This window comes from Robertmurraya korlensis NBRC 107688 (assembly GCF_001591645.1).
In the GTDB taxonomy this organism is placed as follows: domain Bacteria; phylum Bacillota; class Bacilli; order Bacillales; family Cytobacillaceae; genus Robertmurraya_A.
The window spans coordinates 1-18191 of record NZ_BCVH01000018.1 but is presented as its reverse complement, the minus strand read 5'-3'; the positions used below and the strand labels follow the sequence as shown (position 1 = coordinate 18191).

At 36.3% G+C, this 18191-nt stretch carries 19 protein-coding genes; 13 read left to right on the top strand and 6 right to left on the bottom strand.

All coding sequences use genetic code 11. The features are described from left to right. The first annotated feature begins 129 nt into the window (after positions 1-129). From BKO01S_RS18480 to BKO01S_RS18465, 4 genes are all read left to right on the top strand, one after another. Positions 130-1026 carry a carbohydrate ABC transporter permease gene (locus tag BKO01S_RS18480; protein WP_066057874.1) on the top strand — a complete coding sequence of 299 codons (897 nt, stop codon included), beginning with the start codon at positions 130-132 and terminating at the stop codon, positions 1024-1026. After that, positions 1019-1837 (top strand): carbohydrate ABC transporter permease, encoded by an 819-nt coding sequence (locus BKO01S_RS18475; protein WP_066057692.1) that lies wholly within the window; start codon positions 1019-1021, stop codon positions 1835-1837. The genes BKO01S_RS18480 and BKO01S_RS18475 overlap by 8 nt, the downstream gene beginning before the upstream one ends. Before the next feature lie 34 nt (positions 1838-1871). Next, a complete protein-coding gene (lacZ, locus tag BKO01S_RS18470; RefSeq protein ID WP_066057689.1) occupies positions 1872-4898 on the top strand; it encodes a beta-galactosidase, LacZ type in 3027 nt (1008 codons plus the stop codon). An 88-nt stretch (positions 4899-4986) separates the two neighbouring features. After that, positions 4987-7212 (top strand): alpha-galactosidase, encoded by a 2226-nt coding sequence (locus tag BKO01S_RS18465; protein ID WP_066057871.1) that lies wholly within the window; start codon positions 4987-4989, stop codon positions 7210-7212. A 62-nt stretch (positions 7213-7274) separates the two neighbouring features. Here the strand turns inward: BKO01S_RS18465 and BKO01S_RS18460 are convergent, their stop codons facing one another. From BKO01S_RS18460 to BKO01S_RS18445, 4 genes are all read right to left on the bottom strand, one after another. After that, on the bottom strand, positions 7275-7895 hold the full coding sequence (locus tag BKO01S_RS18460) for a YpmS family protein (protein ID WP_232311279.1): 621 nt from the start codon (positions 7893-7895) through the stop codon (positions 7275-7277). A gap of 3 nt (positions 7896-7898) precedes the next feature. Continuing rightward, a complete protein-coding gene (locus BKO01S_RS18455) occupies positions 7899-8825 on the bottom strand; it encodes an SGNH/GDSL hydrolase family protein (protein WP_066057686.1) in 927 nt (308 codons plus the stop codon). A gap of 769 nt (positions 8826-9594) precedes the next feature. Next, on the bottom strand, positions 9595-9987 hold the full coding sequence (locus BKO01S_RS18450; protein WP_066057683.1) for a rhodanese-like domain-containing protein: 393 nt from the start codon (positions 9985-9987) through the stop codon (positions 9595-9597). Between the two features lie 18 nt (positions 9988-10005). Continuing rightward, a complete protein-coding gene (locus BKO01S_RS18445; RefSeq protein ID WP_066057680.1) occupies positions 10006-10425 on the bottom strand; it encodes a MarR family winged helix-turn-helix transcriptional regulator in 420 nt (139 codons plus the stop codon). Positions 10426-10822: 397 nt separating this feature from the next. Between BKO01S_RS18445 and BKO01S_RS25055 the strand changes: the two genes are divergently transcribed. From BKO01S_RS25055 to BKO01S_RS18430, 5 genes are all read left to right on the top strand, one after another. After that, positions 10823-10957 carry a hypothetical protein gene (locus BKO01S_RS25055; protein WP_269748555.1) on the top strand — a complete coding sequence of 45 codons (135 nt, stop codon included), beginning with the start codon at positions 10823-10825 and terminating at the stop codon, positions 10955-10957. Positions 10958-11589: 632 nt separating this feature from the next. Continuing rightward, a complete protein-coding gene (locus BKO01S_RS25240; protein ID WP_369691007.1) occupies positions 11590-11712 on the top strand; it encodes a hypothetical protein in 123 nt (40 codons plus the stop codon). Further along, positions 11713-11937, top strand: a complete 225-nt coding sequence (locus BKO01S_RS25300) for an immunity protein CdiI family protein (RefSeq protein WP_501193741.1) — start codon at positions 11713-11715, stop codon at positions 11935-11937. 170 nt (positions 11938-12107) lie between these two features. After that, positions 12108-12584, top strand: a complete 477-nt coding sequence (locus tag BKO01S_RS18435; protein WP_066057677.1) for a hypothetical protein — start codon at positions 12108-12110, stop codon at positions 12582-12584. A gap of 214 nt (positions 12585-12798) precedes the next feature. Further along, positions 12799-13320: a CBO0543 family protein gene (locus BKO01S_RS18430; protein ID WP_198158844.1), complete on the top strand. Its 522-nt coding sequence runs from the start codon at positions 12799-12801 to the stop codon at positions 13318-13320. Between the two features lie 170 nt (positions 13321-13490). Here BKO01S_RS18430 and BKO01S_RS18425 read toward each other — a convergent pair whose 3' ends face one another. Both BKO01S_RS18425 and BKO01S_RS18420 read right to left on the bottom strand, forming a co-directional pair. Beyond that, positions 13491-14429, bottom strand: a complete 939-nt coding sequence (locus BKO01S_RS18425; RefSeq protein WP_066057674.1) for a DMT family transporter — start codon at positions 14427-14429, stop codon at positions 13491-13493. A gap of 120 nt (positions 14430-14549) precedes the next feature. Next, positions 14550-15068, bottom strand: a complete 519-nt coding sequence (locus BKO01S_RS18420; protein WP_232311278.1) for a prolyl-tRNA synthetase associated domain-containing protein — start codon at positions 15066-15068, stop codon at positions 14550-14552. A 149-nt stretch (positions 15069-15217) separates the two neighbouring features. Here BKO01S_RS18420 and BKO01S_RS18415 point away from each other — a divergent pair, with 149 nt between their 5' ends. From BKO01S_RS18415 to BKO01S_RS18400, 4 genes are all read left to right on the top strand, one after another. Next, the gene (locus tag BKO01S_RS18415) at positions 15218-16087 is read left to right on the top strand and encodes a LysR family transcriptional regulator (protein ID WP_066057669.1); all 870 of its coding nucleotides are present in this window, start codon (positions 15218-15220) and stop codon (positions 16085-16087) included. Positions 16088-16221: 134 nt separating this feature from the next. Further along, positions 16222-17061, top strand: a complete 840-nt coding sequence (locus BKO01S_RS18410; RefSeq protein ID WP_066057666.1) for a tyrosine-type recombinase/integrase — start codon at positions 16222-16224, stop codon at positions 17059-17061. A gap of 134 nt (positions 17062-17195) precedes the next feature. Beyond that, the gene (locus BKO01S_RS18405; RefSeq protein ID WP_232311277.1) at positions 17196-17519 is read left to right on the top strand and encodes a hypothetical protein; all 324 of its coding nucleotides are present in this window, start codon (positions 17196-17198) and stop codon (positions 17517-17519) included. Positions 17520-17675: 156 nt separating this feature from the next. Next, positions 17676-18044 carry a hypothetical protein gene (locus tag BKO01S_RS18400; RefSeq protein ID WP_066057661.1) on the top strand — a complete coding sequence of 123 codons (369 nt, stop codon included), beginning with the start codon at positions 17676-17678 and terminating at the stop codon, positions 18042-18044. The last annotated feature ends 147 nt before the right edge of the window (positions 18045-18191 follow it).

The following is an 18191-nucleotide window of genomic DNA, read 5'->3' as shown; positions in this document are numbered from 1 at the left end:
TAAACTCGTCGGCTTCAGCGATTTAGTGGCAGGCGAGTGTGTCGGGGCTTTTATTTTAACATACCAGATGAGAAACATTTTTAGGTTAGGAGATGACTTGATGTGATACCTGCAAAAGCCACCCCACACATACAGACAGGTAAGTCCACTCGCGGGCATCGGTTGAAAAACACCATCATTGGCTGGTCGTTTGTAACGGTTGCTACCGTGTTGATTTGCTTATTTTATTTTTACCCAATGGTTCAGGCTTTTATTATGTCATTACAATCCGGTAGGGGAACGAACTTAACCTTTGTCGGCTTCGAGAATTACGCACGATTATTAAAGGACCCTGTATTTCTGACTACGGTAAAAAATACAGTGGTGTATTTAATCATACAAGTCCCATTGATGATTATACTTGCCTTGTTTATTTCTGTTTTACTGAATGATAAGGCTTTGAAATGTAAGGGCTTTTTCCGGACGGCCATATTTTTACCGTGTGTTACCTCACTTGTTGCCTATTCTGTTATTTTTAAATACTTATTTGGTCAAGATGGCCTAGTGAACATTATGTTATTGAAGCTATCATTCATTTCAGAGCCGATTCAATGGTTAACAGATCCATTTTGGGCTAAAATCACCATCATTATTGCCATTACTTGGCGCTGGACCGGCTATAATATGATTTTCTATCTGTCTGCCCTTCAAAACATCGATCATTCTATTTATGAAGCAGCCAAAATCGATGGGGCGTCACCCATTCAAACCTTTTTCAAAATTACGATTCCAATGTTAAAACCAATTATTTTGTTTACTAGCATTACCTCTACCATTGGAACGCTTCAACTATTCGATGAAGTAATGAATATTACGGTAGGTGGACCAGGGAATGCGACGATGACCATCTCCCAGTATATTTACAATCTATCCTTTAAATATACTCCTGACTTTGGCTATGCAGCTACGGTTTCCTATGCGATTGTCATACTGATCGTGATCTTCTCCATCATTCAGTTTAAAGTGGCAGGTGATAAAAATGCTTAAAAAAGTCTTTGGTTACGGGTTTCTTACAATCGCTGCGATTGTTTCTATCTTTCCATTTTTGTGGATGATTATCAGTGCAACGAATAAATCAGTTGATGTCACAAAGGGGAAATTACTACCAGGAAGCCATTTGGTCGAGAATCTAACCAATCTTCTCAATACGGTTGATCTAATTCCTGCCCTAGTCAATTCAGCAAAAATATCGATTATTACTACTGTACTTGGAATGCTGATTGCTTCATTGGCTGGATATGGGTTTGAAATATTTCAAAGTAAAGCAAAGGACTTCTTATTTAATTTCCTGCTTCTTTCAATGATGATTCCATTTGCCGCATTAATGGTTCCGTTATTCCGAATGTTTGGAACGATTTCACAAACGACACCGATGATTGGAATTGATACCTTTTCCGCTGTTATTTTACCAACCGTAACAACTGCCTTTCTCATTTTCTTCTTCCGACAGAGTACAAAGATGTTTCCGAAGGACATTCTTGAGGCGGGAAGAATTGACGGTTTAACTGAGCTAGGTGTGTTTTTCAGAATTTATATTCCGACGATGAAAACAACGTATGCAGCGGCGGCCATTATTACGTTTATGGCAAGCTGGAATAGCTACTTATGGCCACTTGTTGTGCTTCAGTCACCAGAGAATCAGACCATTCCATTGTTGATATCGGTGCTTGGTTCCAGTTATTCTCCTGACTTTGGCGTGATTATGACGGCCATTGTTATTGCGACTCTGCCAGCAGCCCTCATCTTCTTTATTATGCAAAAGCATTTTGTTGCTGGAATGATGGGTTCTGTTAAATAGGAAATAAAATATATAGATAGGAAGTGTAATAGATATGACAACTACACCAAGTTTGAACTGGCTTACAGATGTAAATGTGTTTGCGGTTAACCGTGTTCCAGCTCACTCAGACCATGTGTACTACACAACCATGGAAGAAGCACGTAATGGGTCACCAATGAAATTGCGACATGAATTAAACGGAAATTGGAAGTTTACCTACAGTATGAATCCTAACCATCGCCCCGTAAACTTTTTCGAAAAAGACTATCTCTGTGCTGGCTGGGGAGACATTACCGTTCCAGGGCATATTCAACTCCAGGGCTACGGGCAGCCTCAATATGTGAATACGATGTATCCATGGGATGGGCATCATGAACTTCGTCCCCCGGAAATTCCTACGGATCATAATCCAGTTGGAAGCTATGTGAAGTATTTTCAGGTTCCAGCTGCAATGCAGGAAAAGCCGGTATATATTTCTTTCCAAGGGGTAGAATCTGCTTTCTATGTATGGGTAAATGGTGAGTTTGTAGGATACAGTGAAGATTCTTTTACGCCTGCGGAATTTGATTTAACTCCCTATTTACAAGATGGGGAGAACAAGCTCGCGGTGGAAGTCTATCAACGAAGTACCGGCAGCTGGCTTGAAGATCAGGATTTTTGGAGATTCTCAGGAATCTTCCGTGATGTTTATCTGTATACCGTTCCAGAAATTCATGTCTCTGATCTTCATGTTCGTCCTGAACTAGATATATCTTTTACAAATGCGACTCTCTCAGTGGATTTAAAACTTCAAGGGGAGAAGCCTTCAAGGATCACTGCAGAATTAGTGGATGGAACGGGTAGTCTTGTTAAAAAAGAAAGTGCTACATATATCGATGGCAAGTGGTTAATTACGTTGCCTGTTGAGCATCCAACCCTATGGAGTGCCGAGAATCCTTATTTATATAAATGTTTTATTCAAATCTATAACCAGTCTGGAAGTTTAGTAGAGGTAGTTCCCCAGAAGGTTGGGTTTAGAAGATTTGAGCTGATAGATAAAATCATGCATCTTAATGGTGAGAGGATTGTATTCAAGGGTGTAAACCGTCATGAGTTCAATCCACGCCATGGCCGTGCAATTACAAAAGAAGATATGCTTTGGGATATTAAAACCTTGAAACGTCATAACATCAATGCCGTTCGTACCTCTCATTACCCGAACCAAAGCTATTGGTACGAATTATGTGACGAATATGGTGTGTATGTCATTGATGAGATGAACCTTGAAACCCATGGGTCATGGCAAAAAATGGGGGCAGTTGAGCCTTCTTGGAATATTCCAGGTAATAAGCCAGAATGGGAACCGATTGTCATGGACCGTGCGATATCAATGGTGGAACGGGATAAAAATCACCCATCCATCTTAATTTGGTCCTGTGGGAATGAATCATACGCGGGTGAAGTTATCTTGAATGTCTCGAAATATTTCAAACAGGCTGATCCTAGCAGACTCGTTCATTACGAAGGTGTGTTCCACAACCGTGAGTATAATGACACCAGTGATATGGAAAGCCGTATGTATGCAAAGCCGGCCGACATTGAGAAGTATTTAAATGACAACCCTGAGAAGCCGTACATTAGCTGCGAGTACATGCATGCGATGGGGAACTCACTTGGCGGGATGTACAAATATACAGAACTAGAGCAGAAGTATCCGATGTATCAGGGCGGATTTATTTGGGATTATGTTGATCAATCCATTTATAAAAAGGATCGTTATGGAAATGAATTTCTAGCCTATGGCGGTGATTTTGGAGACCGTCCAACGGATTATGGGTTCTGTACGAATGGGATTGTCTATGCAAACCGTGAGCTCTCTCCAAAAATGCAGGAAGTGAAATTTTTATATCAAGATTTTAAACTAGTACCCGACCAGACAGGCGTCACCCTCAAAAATGAAAGCTTATTCTCTAATACAGCAGATTACACACTTGAGTATGTTTTATATCGTGAAGGAAAGGAATTGTACAAAAACACCCTTCTAGCTGCTGTTGAACCGCAAAGTAAGGGACGATTTGAGTTTGTCTTACCTAAGGAAGTTACGATGGAGTCAGGTGAGTATTGCATTCAAACCTCACTAAAGTTAACGGAAAGCACCGTTTGGGCTGAAGCAGGATATGAGATTGCATTCGGGCAGTATGTATATGAAGTGGGTACGAGAGAAATGGCTTCAGTAAGCGGAGATTTACGTGTTGCCCATGGTGATGTCAATATAGGCGTTCATGGCCGAGACTTTACCGTAATGTTTTCGAAGCAGGCTGGAAGCTTGGTATCACTAAACTATGCAGGGAAAGAAATGATCTCACTTCCTCCTGCACCGTTGTTCTGGAGAGCCACAACGGATAATGACCGTGGCTTTTCTCAAAGCTTCCAATCGGGGCTTTGGTATGCTGCAAGCCTTGCGCGAAAGTGTGTAAATATTGAGCATGTAGAAGATCCCAATCAAGTGAGCATTGCTTTTACTTATCAATTCTCCATTCACCAAGACGTCGAGGTGAAAACTGTTTACACGGTTTATCCAGATGGAAGCGTTCGTGTGAAGTCTGCCTATAGAGGAGCTGAAAATCTGCCGCAAATGCCGATTTTTGCAGTTTCCTTCAAGCTGCCAGCGGACTATGATCAACTCGACTGGTATGCAATGGGGCCTGATGAAAATTACTCAGACCGTGCGATGGGTGCGAAACTAACTACCTTCAAGAATCAGGTATCTGACAATCTATCAGGTTATGTGATGCCACAGGAATCTGGTAATAGAACGGGTGTCCGCCGTGTGAACGTGACCAATCGTAACGGCCAGGGAATGAAGATTTCGTCGGTAACTGATCCATTGGAGTGTAATTTCTCTCCATATACAGCATTTGAACTGGAGAGCGCACAGCATATCTATGAGCTTCCCAATGTTCATTATACGGTTGTAACGGTTGCCGGCAAGCAAATGGGAGTCGGCGGGGACGACAGCTGGGGTGCACCAGTCCATGATGAGCATCTCATTAAGTCAGAACAGGACATGGAATTTGAATTTATGATTCAAAAAGTGTAATAGATTGTGAAGAGCCGGGGTAATGGGCTCTTCGCATAAAAATGGTAGCATCTACAATAAGGGATTAAGTGAAGAGAAGGTGAGGATTATGCTAATACATACCAATCCAGAAAAACAACAATTTCATCTAACGAATGGGCAAATAAGCTATATTTTTCACGTGATGAAAAATGGCCAATTAGGTCATCTTTATTTTGGCAAGGCATTACGGAACAGGGCGGATTTTTCTCATTTACAAGCCTATGATGTCCCAACTGCTGCCAGTTGTCATGTGTATGAGGATGATCCTGCTTTTAGTTTAGAAACGGTAAGACAGGAGTATCCTGCGTACGGAAACTCTGATTTCAGGGAACCAGCCATCAGTGTTAGTAAAGAAGCAGAGCCCCATGTACCGAATTTTACCTATGACTCTTTTACCATCTTAGAAGGAAAGCCAAAGCTGGAAGGACTTCCTGCCACCTACGCAAATGATAATCAAGACGCGAGCACCCTTCAAATTTCTCTAAAGGATGAGTTTCTTGAAGCAGAATTGATATTAAATTACACCATTTTTCGAGACAAACCTGTTATTACTAGAAGTACATCCTTGAAAAATAAGGGTAGTGAATATCTGGAGATTGATCGACTCATGGGAGCAGTCCTCGACCTCCCTAACAAAGATTTCATTGTTACCCATCTAGGAGGCACATGGGGACGGGAAAGGCATGTCAAGGAACGCAAGTTAGAAATGGGAATTCAGTCGATTTCAAGTCTGCGTGGGGCAAGTTCACACCATCATAATCCGTTCATGGCATTAAAAAGACCCTTTACGACAGAGCATACTGGTGAGGTATATGGATTTAACTTTGTTTACAGCAGTAATTTTATCATGCAGGTGGAAGTTGATCACTATGGTATGGCAAGAGTAATGGTCGGGATTCATCCATTTGGATTTAAGTGGATTCTTCCACCTGGAGAGCTTTTTCAAACACCGGAAGTGGTAATGGTATACTCCGACCAGGGTCTAAATGGAATGAGTCAGGCCTTCCATCATCTGTACCGTGACAATCTGATACCTGATCAATGGAAAAGGGAAGAGCGTCCGATTTTGATTAATAACTGGGAAGCGACGTATTTCGATTTTGATGAAGAAAAGCTCGTAAATATTGCCAATTCAGCTAGCGAGTTGGGAATTGAATTGTTTGTTCTCGATGATGGCTGGTTTGGAAAAAGAAATGACGATACCTCTTCACTAGGAGATTGGCAGGTAGACTTGAATAAACTTCCCAATGGATTAGAAAGCTTAGCCCAAAAAATTTCCAATACGGGTATGAAGTTTGGTCTTTGGTTTGAACCAGAAATGATTAGTCCCAATAGTGAGCTATATAAGGAGCATCCGGATTGGGCTGTTGGGTTATCTAATCAGCCCCGTACTTTAGGGCGAAACCAGCTCATGCTTGATTTTTCAAGACCAGAGATTGTTGATTTTCTGTATGGAAAAATCGCTGGAATTATTAAGCAGACCAATCTTTCTTATATTAAATGGGATATGAATCGAAATATTACGGAGGCTTTCTCACAAAAATTAGCAACAAATCAACAGGGAGAGTTTTTCCATCGTTATATTCTAGGGGTGTATTCCCTTTATGAACGGTTAACAAAGGAGTTTCCACATGTATTGTTTGAATCCTGTGCAGGAGGGGGCGGTCGTTTTGACCCAGGGATGTTTTATTATGCCCCGCAGGCATGGACCAGTGATGATACTGATGCAGTTGAAAGGCTGAAGATTCAATATGGTACATCTTTTGCTTATCCATTATATAGTATGGGGTCCCATGTATCAGCAGTTCCAAACCATCAGACATTAAGGGAAACACCGCTATCCACACGGGCAAATACAGCTTATTTTGGTACATTTGGCTATGAATTGGATCCATTGTCGTTAACGGAGGAAGAGAGGGAAGAAATTAAGAAGCAGGTTATCTTTTATAAGGAACATCGCCGCTTGATTCGTGATGGGGATTTCTACAGATTAATGAGTCCTTTTGAAGGAAATGAAACTGCCTGGATGGTGGTGAGTCAAGATCAATCCGAGGCACTGGTAGGCTATTATAAGGTTTTGGCAACACCGAACTCTCGAAAGCAACAGACATTATTACTAAGCGGGTTAGCCGCAGATATGGCGTATGCAGTGGAGGGGAAGACCTATTTTGGTGATGAACTGATGCAAGTCGGTCTTCAGTTGCCTACCGAATTTAACGGTGTGAATAGGCAAGTAGCAAAACGCGGTGGAGACTTCCAATCTCAGGTGTTTTATTTAAAATGTGTAGAATGATTGTAAACGTAAGAAGCACACAAAGCCCTTTAAAAGAAGGTTTTGCGTGCTTCTTTATCCATCTATAAACCTAATGTTTTATTAGGTACCTTAATTCTGAATGTGATATGATCATTTTTTAAATCAAAACTTTGTACCTTTACTTTAAAGTTACTTTTCACTTCCATTTGTGTTACTCCAATATAAATAAGTTGATTTTTAGGATCAATTTCAACCCATTCAGGCGTGATTAATTCTTTCTTCACGTATTCAAGAATTTTCTTTTCTGGCAGTCCCAATAATCCAAGTGACATATCTGAAGCATACAACACAAGGTCTCCGTTTTCTTGTACCTCGGGTTCTAATGTGATTGATATAGGTATATCCGTTTGGAAGGCTTCGACTGACCCCAACAATTGAACATGTTCATCCAATATGACTGTATATTTATCATCTTTATCTTTCATGAAATGATCTACATATTCATTGACTAGTTCATTCAAATTTTGCTTACTCGAAGTAATCGTAAATTCGGCCCCGGGTTCCTCTTCAATATATTCCTTTATAGGTATTTCTGTATCTGACAGGGGCCACAGTAAAAAAATAAAGAAAAATAAAACAAAGCATACATTTACTCCAACTATTCCAAAAAATAATTGTTTCCATGACGGTTTTGTTTTTATTTGTATTCTCATCAAATTCATCTTCTATTCGATCTCCTCATCTGGTAACTCAGTTTCTTCATAATATTCATTTAAATACTCAAGAACGCGCTGTGCCATTAATTTGTACCCACTTGTATTTGGATGGAAATTATCATCAGTAAATAGGTTGATAGTAGAATTAGAGAATAAATCCTCTGTAGGGATATAGTATACATTCTCAAACTCTTCTGTAACTGATTCTCCTGCTTGGTTCCACTCATCGAGAATTACATTTAGTTGCTCTATATCACCAAAGTAACGCTCAAATGGATTATAAAACCCAATCAAAAAGATCTGAGTATCTGGATTTATTTCATTTATTTTATCAAATATAGCAGTTAATCTCTCAATATAGCTGATTTTTTCCTCTTGGAAGGGCTCTATATTAAGGTTTGTATAATTACTTCTAACAACTTTCATAATATCATTTGCACCGATTGTGATTAAAACGATATCCGTATCCTTTATAGCTGAAGAAATCTCCTCTTCTTCTAACCTTTTTAACAATTGATCCGATCGATTTCCTCTTTTACCGAAGTTTTCAATGGAAATATTCATCTTATTCACTTCGAATGTGTGGTTTAAAATTCCTACATAACCGCCACTTTCTGTTTCATCTCCGACACCTTGAGTGAGGGAATCACCAATAGAAACGATTTTTTTATCATGACTAAAAAAATTAATAGCACCTTCTATCATTTCTCTGACTTTTTCTTTTACCGCCTTTGCCACTGGTTTCTCGTCAATCTCAGTTGCTTCTTCTTCTTCCTTAACTGCAGTATCAATAGAAGGACTAACTTGTTCGTTAACATTTATTGAAACACTTACAGGTTCTTCCTTCCATTTACTAAAAGACGAAAGAAATATATAAAGAATGAAACATGATAAAATAACAGTAAAAGCACTTATCCAAACCTTCTTTTTCTTCAAGTAATCCTCACCACCAGTTTCTAGTAATATCGGTGTCTTCTGCATTCTAATAAGCCAAAAAGTCATTTTACCATTGATTGACTAGTAAAATGAGAGAATTATATATATTTAACCCTATGCTTAGCTTGAAATTCATCAAATGATTGACACAAATTTAAAAGGAACCATTTTTTGTTCCCAACGAGTACTAAAGGTAATGGGTAAAGAATAAAGGATGTATCATAAATATTATATAGAATTCAGGAAAAGTAGTAAAAGATACTGAAAGTGTTTACAGTGCAAGTAAATTTGGTGTTCGTGGATTTTCCGAAGCGATAGCACTCGAATACCAATTGAGGAGTTAACATTCTTTCAGCTTATAGGGGAATATGAAGACAAAATTATGGGGATCAACCCGATCAAAAGAGCAACTGGATACTTATGCGGATCCATTCAGATGGCGGATTTGATTTTGAATTAGCATTTTTGTATTAAATGAAAATGAGGGTTGAATAAAAAAATAACCTCTAGGTAGAATGAACGAGTCCTAAAGCTCACGCGAAAAGGACCAACTCAATTTACCAGGAGGATATAAAATGATTGAAAATGAGTGTTTCGTTGCTAGAAATAAATTAATCTTAGGAGAGTAGTAAATTATCTAATTAACAGTAAGCACCTTTTTTAAAGGTGTTTGTTTCCATGACATAGTTGGGCAAACCTAACTTTAACTTATTCATTACATGGTCAAGTGAAGTAACGCCACTCCAATACCTGTTATTTAGCAATAAAGTCAGCACCCACAACTATTAGACAGGTTAAGATCTTCAGAAGTATCTGAAATAGGAAAGTTCATCTCTTTCCAAGCTGCAATTCCCCCGGTTAACTCTTTTACTTTATACCCACGTTCTAATAAAAACATTGCTACTTTGGCAGCTGTGTTGCACCAGACATCCCAGCAGTAAACAATAATTTCCTTATCGATCGGAATTTCACTTAGCCGATCTGGTAGCTCTTGTTGGGGAATGATATTAGCACCTTTGATTGTTAAACTTCTTACATGATCCGGACCATTTCTAACATCAATCAAAAAATACTTATTCGGTTCAATTTGTGTTAACTTCAAATAATCCATAGGGCTAATGGTTGCTTCTAAACGTGCATGAAAATAATCAAGTGCGTTCATATTTCTTTACCTCCAGTTTTATAGTGAACTCCAAATTTTAACTAGGAATTCCTTCAGCAATTGTTTTTCTTGATTGCTTAAAGGGGATAGAACTTCTAATTCCGTATTGATTAGAAATTCCCAACGTGAATCTAAAACTTCATTCCCTTTTTGTGTAATTAAAAGACTATAGAATCTCCTATCATTGGGATTCCTGGTTCTCTCTACAAATCCTAATGTTTCTAAGTGATCAATATGGCTTACCATGGTCGTCCGATCGATTTGTAGGTTTTCAGAAATATCTTTTTGTGATGAATAAGGGTTCCCATTAATAAATAAAAGCACACCATATTGTCTAGCATTAATTTGATATGGTGCAAGTCCCTCAGCAAACTTAGTTTCCATTTGCTGAAGTACTTTTCCAAGCAAAAAACCGTAAGATTGATTCCATTTTTCCAAACGTAGTATTCACCTCTTTAGATAATCAGTTTAATATATAATCAGTATAACTGATTAATTTACGGGATACAAGTGTTACGTTCGTATGAAATAAATACAAAAAACACATAGTGAAGACTTAGGGTAACTGATATAACTTTTTGAGGGTTTTTCATTGGGCAAAGTTAATTCTTCAACAAACCAAACAGGTTTATGTCATAAGGCTAAAACATTAAATAAATATTAGTCCAAGTAATTAAACCAATTAAAGACTAGAAAAGAGAATATAGAGAAAACCTTTAGCGGTACACTAATAAAGTAATAAGGTTTACTTCAGTAAAATAAGGTATATTATATTGGGTGAATAGATTCTCTTTAAGGACAAGAAAAGTAGGTGAACAAAGTGGGGAAATATCAATTGGATACCAAAGGTAAGGTAGCTGTGACAAAGTATCATGAAAAACACAAGCCTGCCAAATTTGATAAAAAGCAGCAACTTGAAAAAATACGTGCGGAGTATTTGAAAAAGAAGAAAGAACAAACAGATAAATAATATGAATGAAAACATAGGAAGACTAAAATCTCCCTATGTTTTTCTTATTCGAGTTTCCTTTTTCAAGCCTTAGGTAGCTGAATAAATAGATAAGTCTCGCTCTTTTCAGCGAGTTACTTTCTCAACACCACACACTCAAAGAAAGTCAAGGATTACGTGCTTTACATCAATAAGGGAGGTTATTTAAGCAACCTTTTCTTAATAAACTAACGGGAGCTTTCGTTAAAGAGCCTTTTTCCTATTCTACTAAAGAAGCAGGTCTATTCAATAACAGTAAAAGAATAGTCTAGAAGGATTGCTGCTCCTTCTGTGGTGTTATTGGAATAGTTACTTCTGGTATTTTTATTGGAGCTTGGACGGATGGGCAGCAACAAAGGGCTAATTTTTCATTCTGAAACTGAAAACCATAGAAAATTCAGAACAAAAGTAGCTATAGTTTCTGGTTTAGGTGGATTACTTTCAATAGGACTTGCTGGATTAATATATTTTATGTAACAAAATGGACCTTATCAGAGGTCTTTTTTTACAGCCTATTATTAAGATAAAGAGGTAGGTTAGTGGAATAATTCGCCACTAATCCACTTGAATATATACTATATGATAATAAAAAGTTTTTATCAGAGGAGCAAAAAATGAAGTGTTTTTGTGAACAACAAGAAACATACAAGTTAAAGGTCGAAGGTGATGTTGGAGCTGACCCTATTTGGTGTAATCAATGCGGTTGTAATTTTGATTTAGATGATATTTCAATCTAAATAGAACTAAAAAGGGAATTAAGCGAATGGGCAACAAAGTATGGTGAATGGATTGATTGGGACATAGACCAAATAGTTGAAAATGGTTTTGAAATAGAGGAAGAACATAACAGACAAGGTGCTTATTTAACAGAAAAAGTTAAGTTAGAGGTAAGCGGTAAATATAAAATAAGGTTTTCCCCTTCGTCAATGGGAAGAAGTTATGCAAATAATAAACGTCTTTAAAGTAACTAGGGTGCGATCTATAATAGGTAACACTGTTTTATTCTTAATGTACAAATCGTACAGGTTTGTTAAATAATAAAACGCTATGCGCAGATATTGAATAAAATAAATAAATCAAAGGGCACCTAGGGAATTATAACAATAAAAAAGATTTAAAGGAGATTTCGTATATGGTAAAACTCGTTTTATGGTCTTTCTTTATAATCCCTTGGATTTCCTTATTCTTTTTACATCAATTAAATAAATCTGCTGTTCGTAGATATATGCCTGTTGCCTTGTTAGCAACGGTGTTAAACACAATTATATATCAAATAGCTTGGACTTATGATTGGTGGAAATACAAAGAAACCATTTTTTCATGGGATAAGGTAGCACAAATACATACTGTGTATGGGGTTTTTTTGGTTGGAACTATTTGGATTTTCTACTTCACATTCGGTAAGTTTTGGCTTTATTTTATTATCAATTTGATTGTAGATTGTATCTATTCATTTGGTTTTAGAGCATTATGGAAAAAACTCGAAATTACAACTGCTGGAGGAAACTTGTCGCCACTTGAAGGGATTTTAATAATGACAACAATTGCTATTATTCTTTATGGTTATCAAAAGTGGCAAAGTGATATATTAGTGGAAAATAAAATTTAGAAAAGAGAAGAGTTTTTATCAATAAAAGGGTGCTTATGTGTAAAAAAAGACGAAAAAAGTCATTGCTGTCAGTACGAAACTATTGAACACTCTTGAACAAACGGAGCAGGTTAGTGGATTAATGCTCTTTAAAAAATAGGCTCTGTTAAACTTAATTGTTGATTTTCAAGGATAAAAAACCAAACAAGTGGCATACTAATTTAGGGTGATTAACTTGGGTGGTAAAAAAAATGAAAAAAGGTTTTTATATGGATTACTAATACTCTCCATTGCAATATTGCCTTTCCTAATGAAACGTCCACCTAAAAAGGAATGGTGGTTAGCATATACTTTTAACGCAGTTAGCAATATTATTTTAGACAAGTGGGTTACGAGGAACTTTATTTCATATCCTACACGATTATTTCCGATAATCTTTAACATACATATACTATACAACGCTTTCCTTTATCCAATTGTAACGGTTATATACAATCAATGGACAAGTAAAGATAATCTAATAGGTATCGTTTATAAATTGCTCTTTTTTACAGTTCCACTTACAATTTTTGAGTTTTGGGCTGAACGTAAAACTGGATTGATTAAATGGAGCAATGGTTGGCAGTGGTATCATACTTTTCTTAGTGTTAGTTTGAAGTCTTTAATCACAAGGGGCGTTTTATCAATTTCTAGAATTTTCAGAGATAAGAAAACTTTAAAAACTGTGAACCGAAAAAAGGACTGTTCTTTACACTAGAGCGGTTTCTTTTTTTGTGTGAGAAATCAACAATATACGTAACAAAGCCAAAAAATAAAATGCCCGACCGATTTGGAAAGGCACCTTTTGTTATATTTTTCAATGTGGAGGTTGTTCTAACCAATTATTCTTTACCATAATTTCAAACCAGTTATAGGAAAAAGTGTATATTATCCGACAATCTTTTTTGTATTATTAATCTGATTATGCTTTTTCGCCCATAGCTTTTCGATATAACCTGTCCCAAAAAGAACTCCTGCTACAATAAATACAAATCCAATCAATTGTGAAGATGTAATTTTTTCATCTAAGAAAAGTGCGGAGAACACAAGGCCAAAAAAAGGAACAAAGTTATTAAATATGGCTGTTTTTCCTGCTCCTATCTGTTGAATAGATGCATTAAAAACAATATACCCCACTCCTGTTGCCACTACTCCTGACACAATAAATAAAAAGTAAATAAATATATTAGCTGAAGTCATTTCATTGACTCCCTTTGGTTCAGTTATAAAACTAATAATCAATAATCCTATTGAACCCACTAGATACATTATTGTTGTTACCTGTTTTGAATCGAGTGTTGCTGTTGCCTTTTTTACAAAAATAAAACTGATGGCTTGCACGAACATAGCAATAAATATAATCAATTCTCCTTGAGACAATTGCATATTACTAAATGAACCACCTTGAATAAAAAATACACCAATTAATGCGAGAATATAACCTATCGTGCGCAATTTAGTTAATTGTTCACCTAAAAAAAGGACAGCCAGTATTGCTGTTGTAAGTGGTACTAATGCAAGAATTAAAGAAGCATTCGAAGCATCAATCATCGTTAAACCTACTGCGATAAGCAAGTGATGTAGAATGACACTAAATAACATTCCTAGTAATGTATAAATCCACTCTCTCTTCGATAAACGACGAAAGGATTTTCCAAGAATGATTATGATTAATGCTGTAATCCCAGCCATCATAATTCGAAATGCCGTCATGGTTTGTGGAGGTAATGCTTCCACCAATACTTTAATCAAAACCATATTAAGTCCCCATATAGCTGTGACAAAAAATAATAATCCATAATTTAGTAATAGTCGCTTTTGATCCACAAACTGCCCCTCCTTTTAGCCTATTTGATTCATCGCTACTAATTCTGTGAAACAGCTGATTAGGAGTAGACGACGAACTGTTTTTAACAAAGGAATTTATCGTTATTGTTTAAGTGAATATTACATTTCGATAATTGTCGGAATGTGCTTTGCGTAGGTAAGGAAGTTATTGACGATTAGCTTTGTTTTAACTTTCATATATCCAGTTGTCGTTCCATCGCTACATCCATACCACTCTTCCAAAAGCACTTCCTTATCAAAAACAACCTGCACAAGATTTTCCTTGTCCATTAAAACACCAAATACAGTAGCAGCTCCGACTTTTACGCCCAGAATATGTTCCATCCGCTCTGCAGGAGCAAAGGATACACGTGATATGCCGAGTGCATTGCTGAAATCCTTTGCTTTAAATGGTTTATCTGCTGTAGTTATAAATAAATAAAATTCTGTCTTTTTACTATTACAGAGAAACAACGTTTTCACCATTTTCATATCCAATTTTCGATTAATTTCTATACAGTCCTCCATTGAAATTGCTTCATCAGTATTCACTCGTTCAAATGAAATCTGTAACTTTGTCAATGATTCGTAGACCATTGCTTGTAGATATGACTTATAGCTGTCTGGTGCTATTGCCATTATTTCACTCACAAAAAACATCGTTTAATACCTTTTCCTTTCCAAACTTGAATTATTAATAGTGATAATTTATCATACTCACATACATTTAAAAAACGAATGTTTATCATGATGTATATGACAAAACCAGATGGGTTGGGGGAAGAGAAATGAATATCCAAAAATATAAGGCATTTGTCAAAGCTGTAGAATTTGGTAGCTTTACAAAAGCTGCCGAAGTATTGGGCTATACACAGTCTGGGATTAGTCGTATGATTAACGATTTAGAAACGGAATGGGGAGTTTTCCTATTCGAAAGAGGACGGACTGGTATCAATTTAACTTCGGATGGCTTAAAGTTACTGCCCCAATTAAAGCGAATTTGTAATGAGTATGAAATCTTAATGACGCAGATCGAAGACTTACACGATATGGAGTCTGGGATGGTTCGCATTGGGACTTTTTCTAGCGTAGCAAGCCATTGGCTCCCTAACATTATAAAAATTTTTAAGAAGGATTACCCAAAGATAGATTTTGAACTTTTGCTTGGAGATTATACAGAAATTGAAAGCTGGATTCTAAACGGACGTGTTGACTTCGGATTTATACGACTACCGTCTAAACCAGAATTAGAAACTATCTTTTTGGAGCAAGACCGATTGTTGGTAGTAATTCCGCAAAATCATCCTCTTGCTAATTGCGAAAAGTTTCCAATCAAGGACTTACTGAATAATCCGTTTATGTTATTAGAGAAGGGAGCAAAAGCAGAAATCTCTGAGATTTTTGAGAAGCATCATATTTCACCGCAAGTAAATTTTACAACATGGGATGACTATGCCATTTTGTCTATGGTGGAAAACGGGCTAGGAATCAGTATATTACCAGAATTGATATTACAGCGTATTCCTCATAAGATTATAGCGAAAGAGCTTGAAGTTCCTGCTTTTAGAAATATAGGTATTGCTATGAGAGATCAAAAATCACTTTCCCTTGCGTCCAAGAAATTTTTAGAATATTTATCATATAGGAACTGTGAGTGAATAATCGAAAGTTTGTGAAGAAATGTACTTAAAGTAACGGGGGCAATAACATAATAAAAAACTAAAAAACTAGTATATTTTATAGCTTACAGGTGAAGAATGTTAGTAAAAGAACGATCGGGGGGTTGTTCATTATGCTTGTATCGGAAGCCTGGAATCTATATAAAGCTGATAAACAAATTCAGGGCTATTCTTCTCAAACATTGAAGGTATATAATGTTCAGTTATCCTTATTAATTAGATATTTTGGTGATATTAACATTACTGATATTACGACCGAATCTATTAAACTATATCTAGGAGAAGTCGCTACGGAGTTGAAGGCATCTAGTCTTTGCCATCGAATTCGATTTATAAAATCATTGTTTAAATGGGCTCAAGAAGAGAAATATGTTTCTACAAACCCAGTATCTACAATTAAAGAACCAAAGCCTGAGAGTAGAATTCCTAAGTTTTTAACAGAAGAAGAAATCGAGTTATTGCGTGAAGCATGTGATACTACTTTTGAGAAAGCGTTATTTGAGTTTATGTATTCAACAGGATGTAGAATAGGAGAAGTTGTAAACTTAGATAAAAATTCAATCAACTTTCCTGAGCAGTCAGTTATTGTATTTGGGAAAGGGAAAAAAGAAAGAGAAGTGTATTTTAACACTCGATGTAGTATTTGGTTAAAAAGGTACTTAGAACAAAGAACAGATGACCAACAGGCTTTGTTTGTTACGATCCGAGCACCGCATCGAATGAGCATTGCTCAAATGAGATACGTTATAAAACAGATCTCCAAAAGAGCAGGAATCAATAAGAGTATTCATCCACATCAATTACGACATAGTTATGCCACAACACTTATAAATAATGGAGCACCCTTAGAGGTTATACAGAATTTAATGGGACACGAAAAGAGCGAAACTACAAGAGTATATGCTTATCTAAGTGGGCATTTGAGACGCGAGTTATATAAGAAATTCTTTTAAGTGCTGATTTGATACAGCACTTTTTATTGTGCTAAAGGCAGTTTTATTTAATAAGCACCACTGAGAATCAATGAAACATTTATTAGATTAAATTCGTATAATTTATTAAGGTCATATAGATTGGTGGTGTAATTTTGGAAACCAATGTCCAAACGTCACAAAATGCTGTAATTGTAGCTAATAAAGAATCAAGTATGAGAAGATTATTAAATATAATCGGTATATTTATATTTGGTGGTCTAGCACTAACTAATGTTACAAGTCCACTTCCTTCGAGTAATTACACTAAAGAATTTATGCTTTTTATAGTCGGTAGTGCAATTACCTATTACCTTATGGTGAATATCTATTTCATAGGACAGTTAGGTAGAAAACTTGTATTTACAATGTTAATCCTTTTAGGTTGTTTTAGTATGTTTATGATTTTTTATCTTTCAACTAATCCAATCACACATTAAAACTACTTTTTATTATTATTAGTACACTAACGGAGTATAGTTAAAGAAAAAAATCGCTGCGGCGATTTTTTTCTTCTGTAACAAAAGAAGCAGGATTATTGAATATGAAGAATGGAACTTATACTAATTGTAAGAATTTTTAATACGGAGGCTATGATGGAATTAGGGGTAGGAAGAATATTAAACCAAGCATTTGCTGAAAAAGGTCTACATAATGTAATCAAATGGGATGTACAAAACATTGAGGACGGACAAGAAATTAAGGTTGAATTTATTAGTAAAGGGTCACCCCATAGACAAGGGGTTTGGTTACGAACTGATAACGGAATTGTGATTCCCTCTTTAAGCAATGAAAAATACCCCAGTATTTCTTTATGGGAAGATTCTGCCCCAAAAGAACTGATTTGTAGATGCTATACAAGCAACGGATACTTAAGTATCTATAATATTTGGGACAGAGGTAACGGGAGACAGTCACAGTCATACTCATCGGGTATTTACTTGAAGAACGAAATAACATTTTAACTTATAAATGTAACGATATTGGATTTGATACAGATTTTAACGATTTAGTATTTTTAATTGAGAAAATGTAAAAATTTCTTATTAAACAAAGGGGTATTTATTCTAGAAGGATTATACCTTTATCGAATCTCTTATTGTAGAAACGGA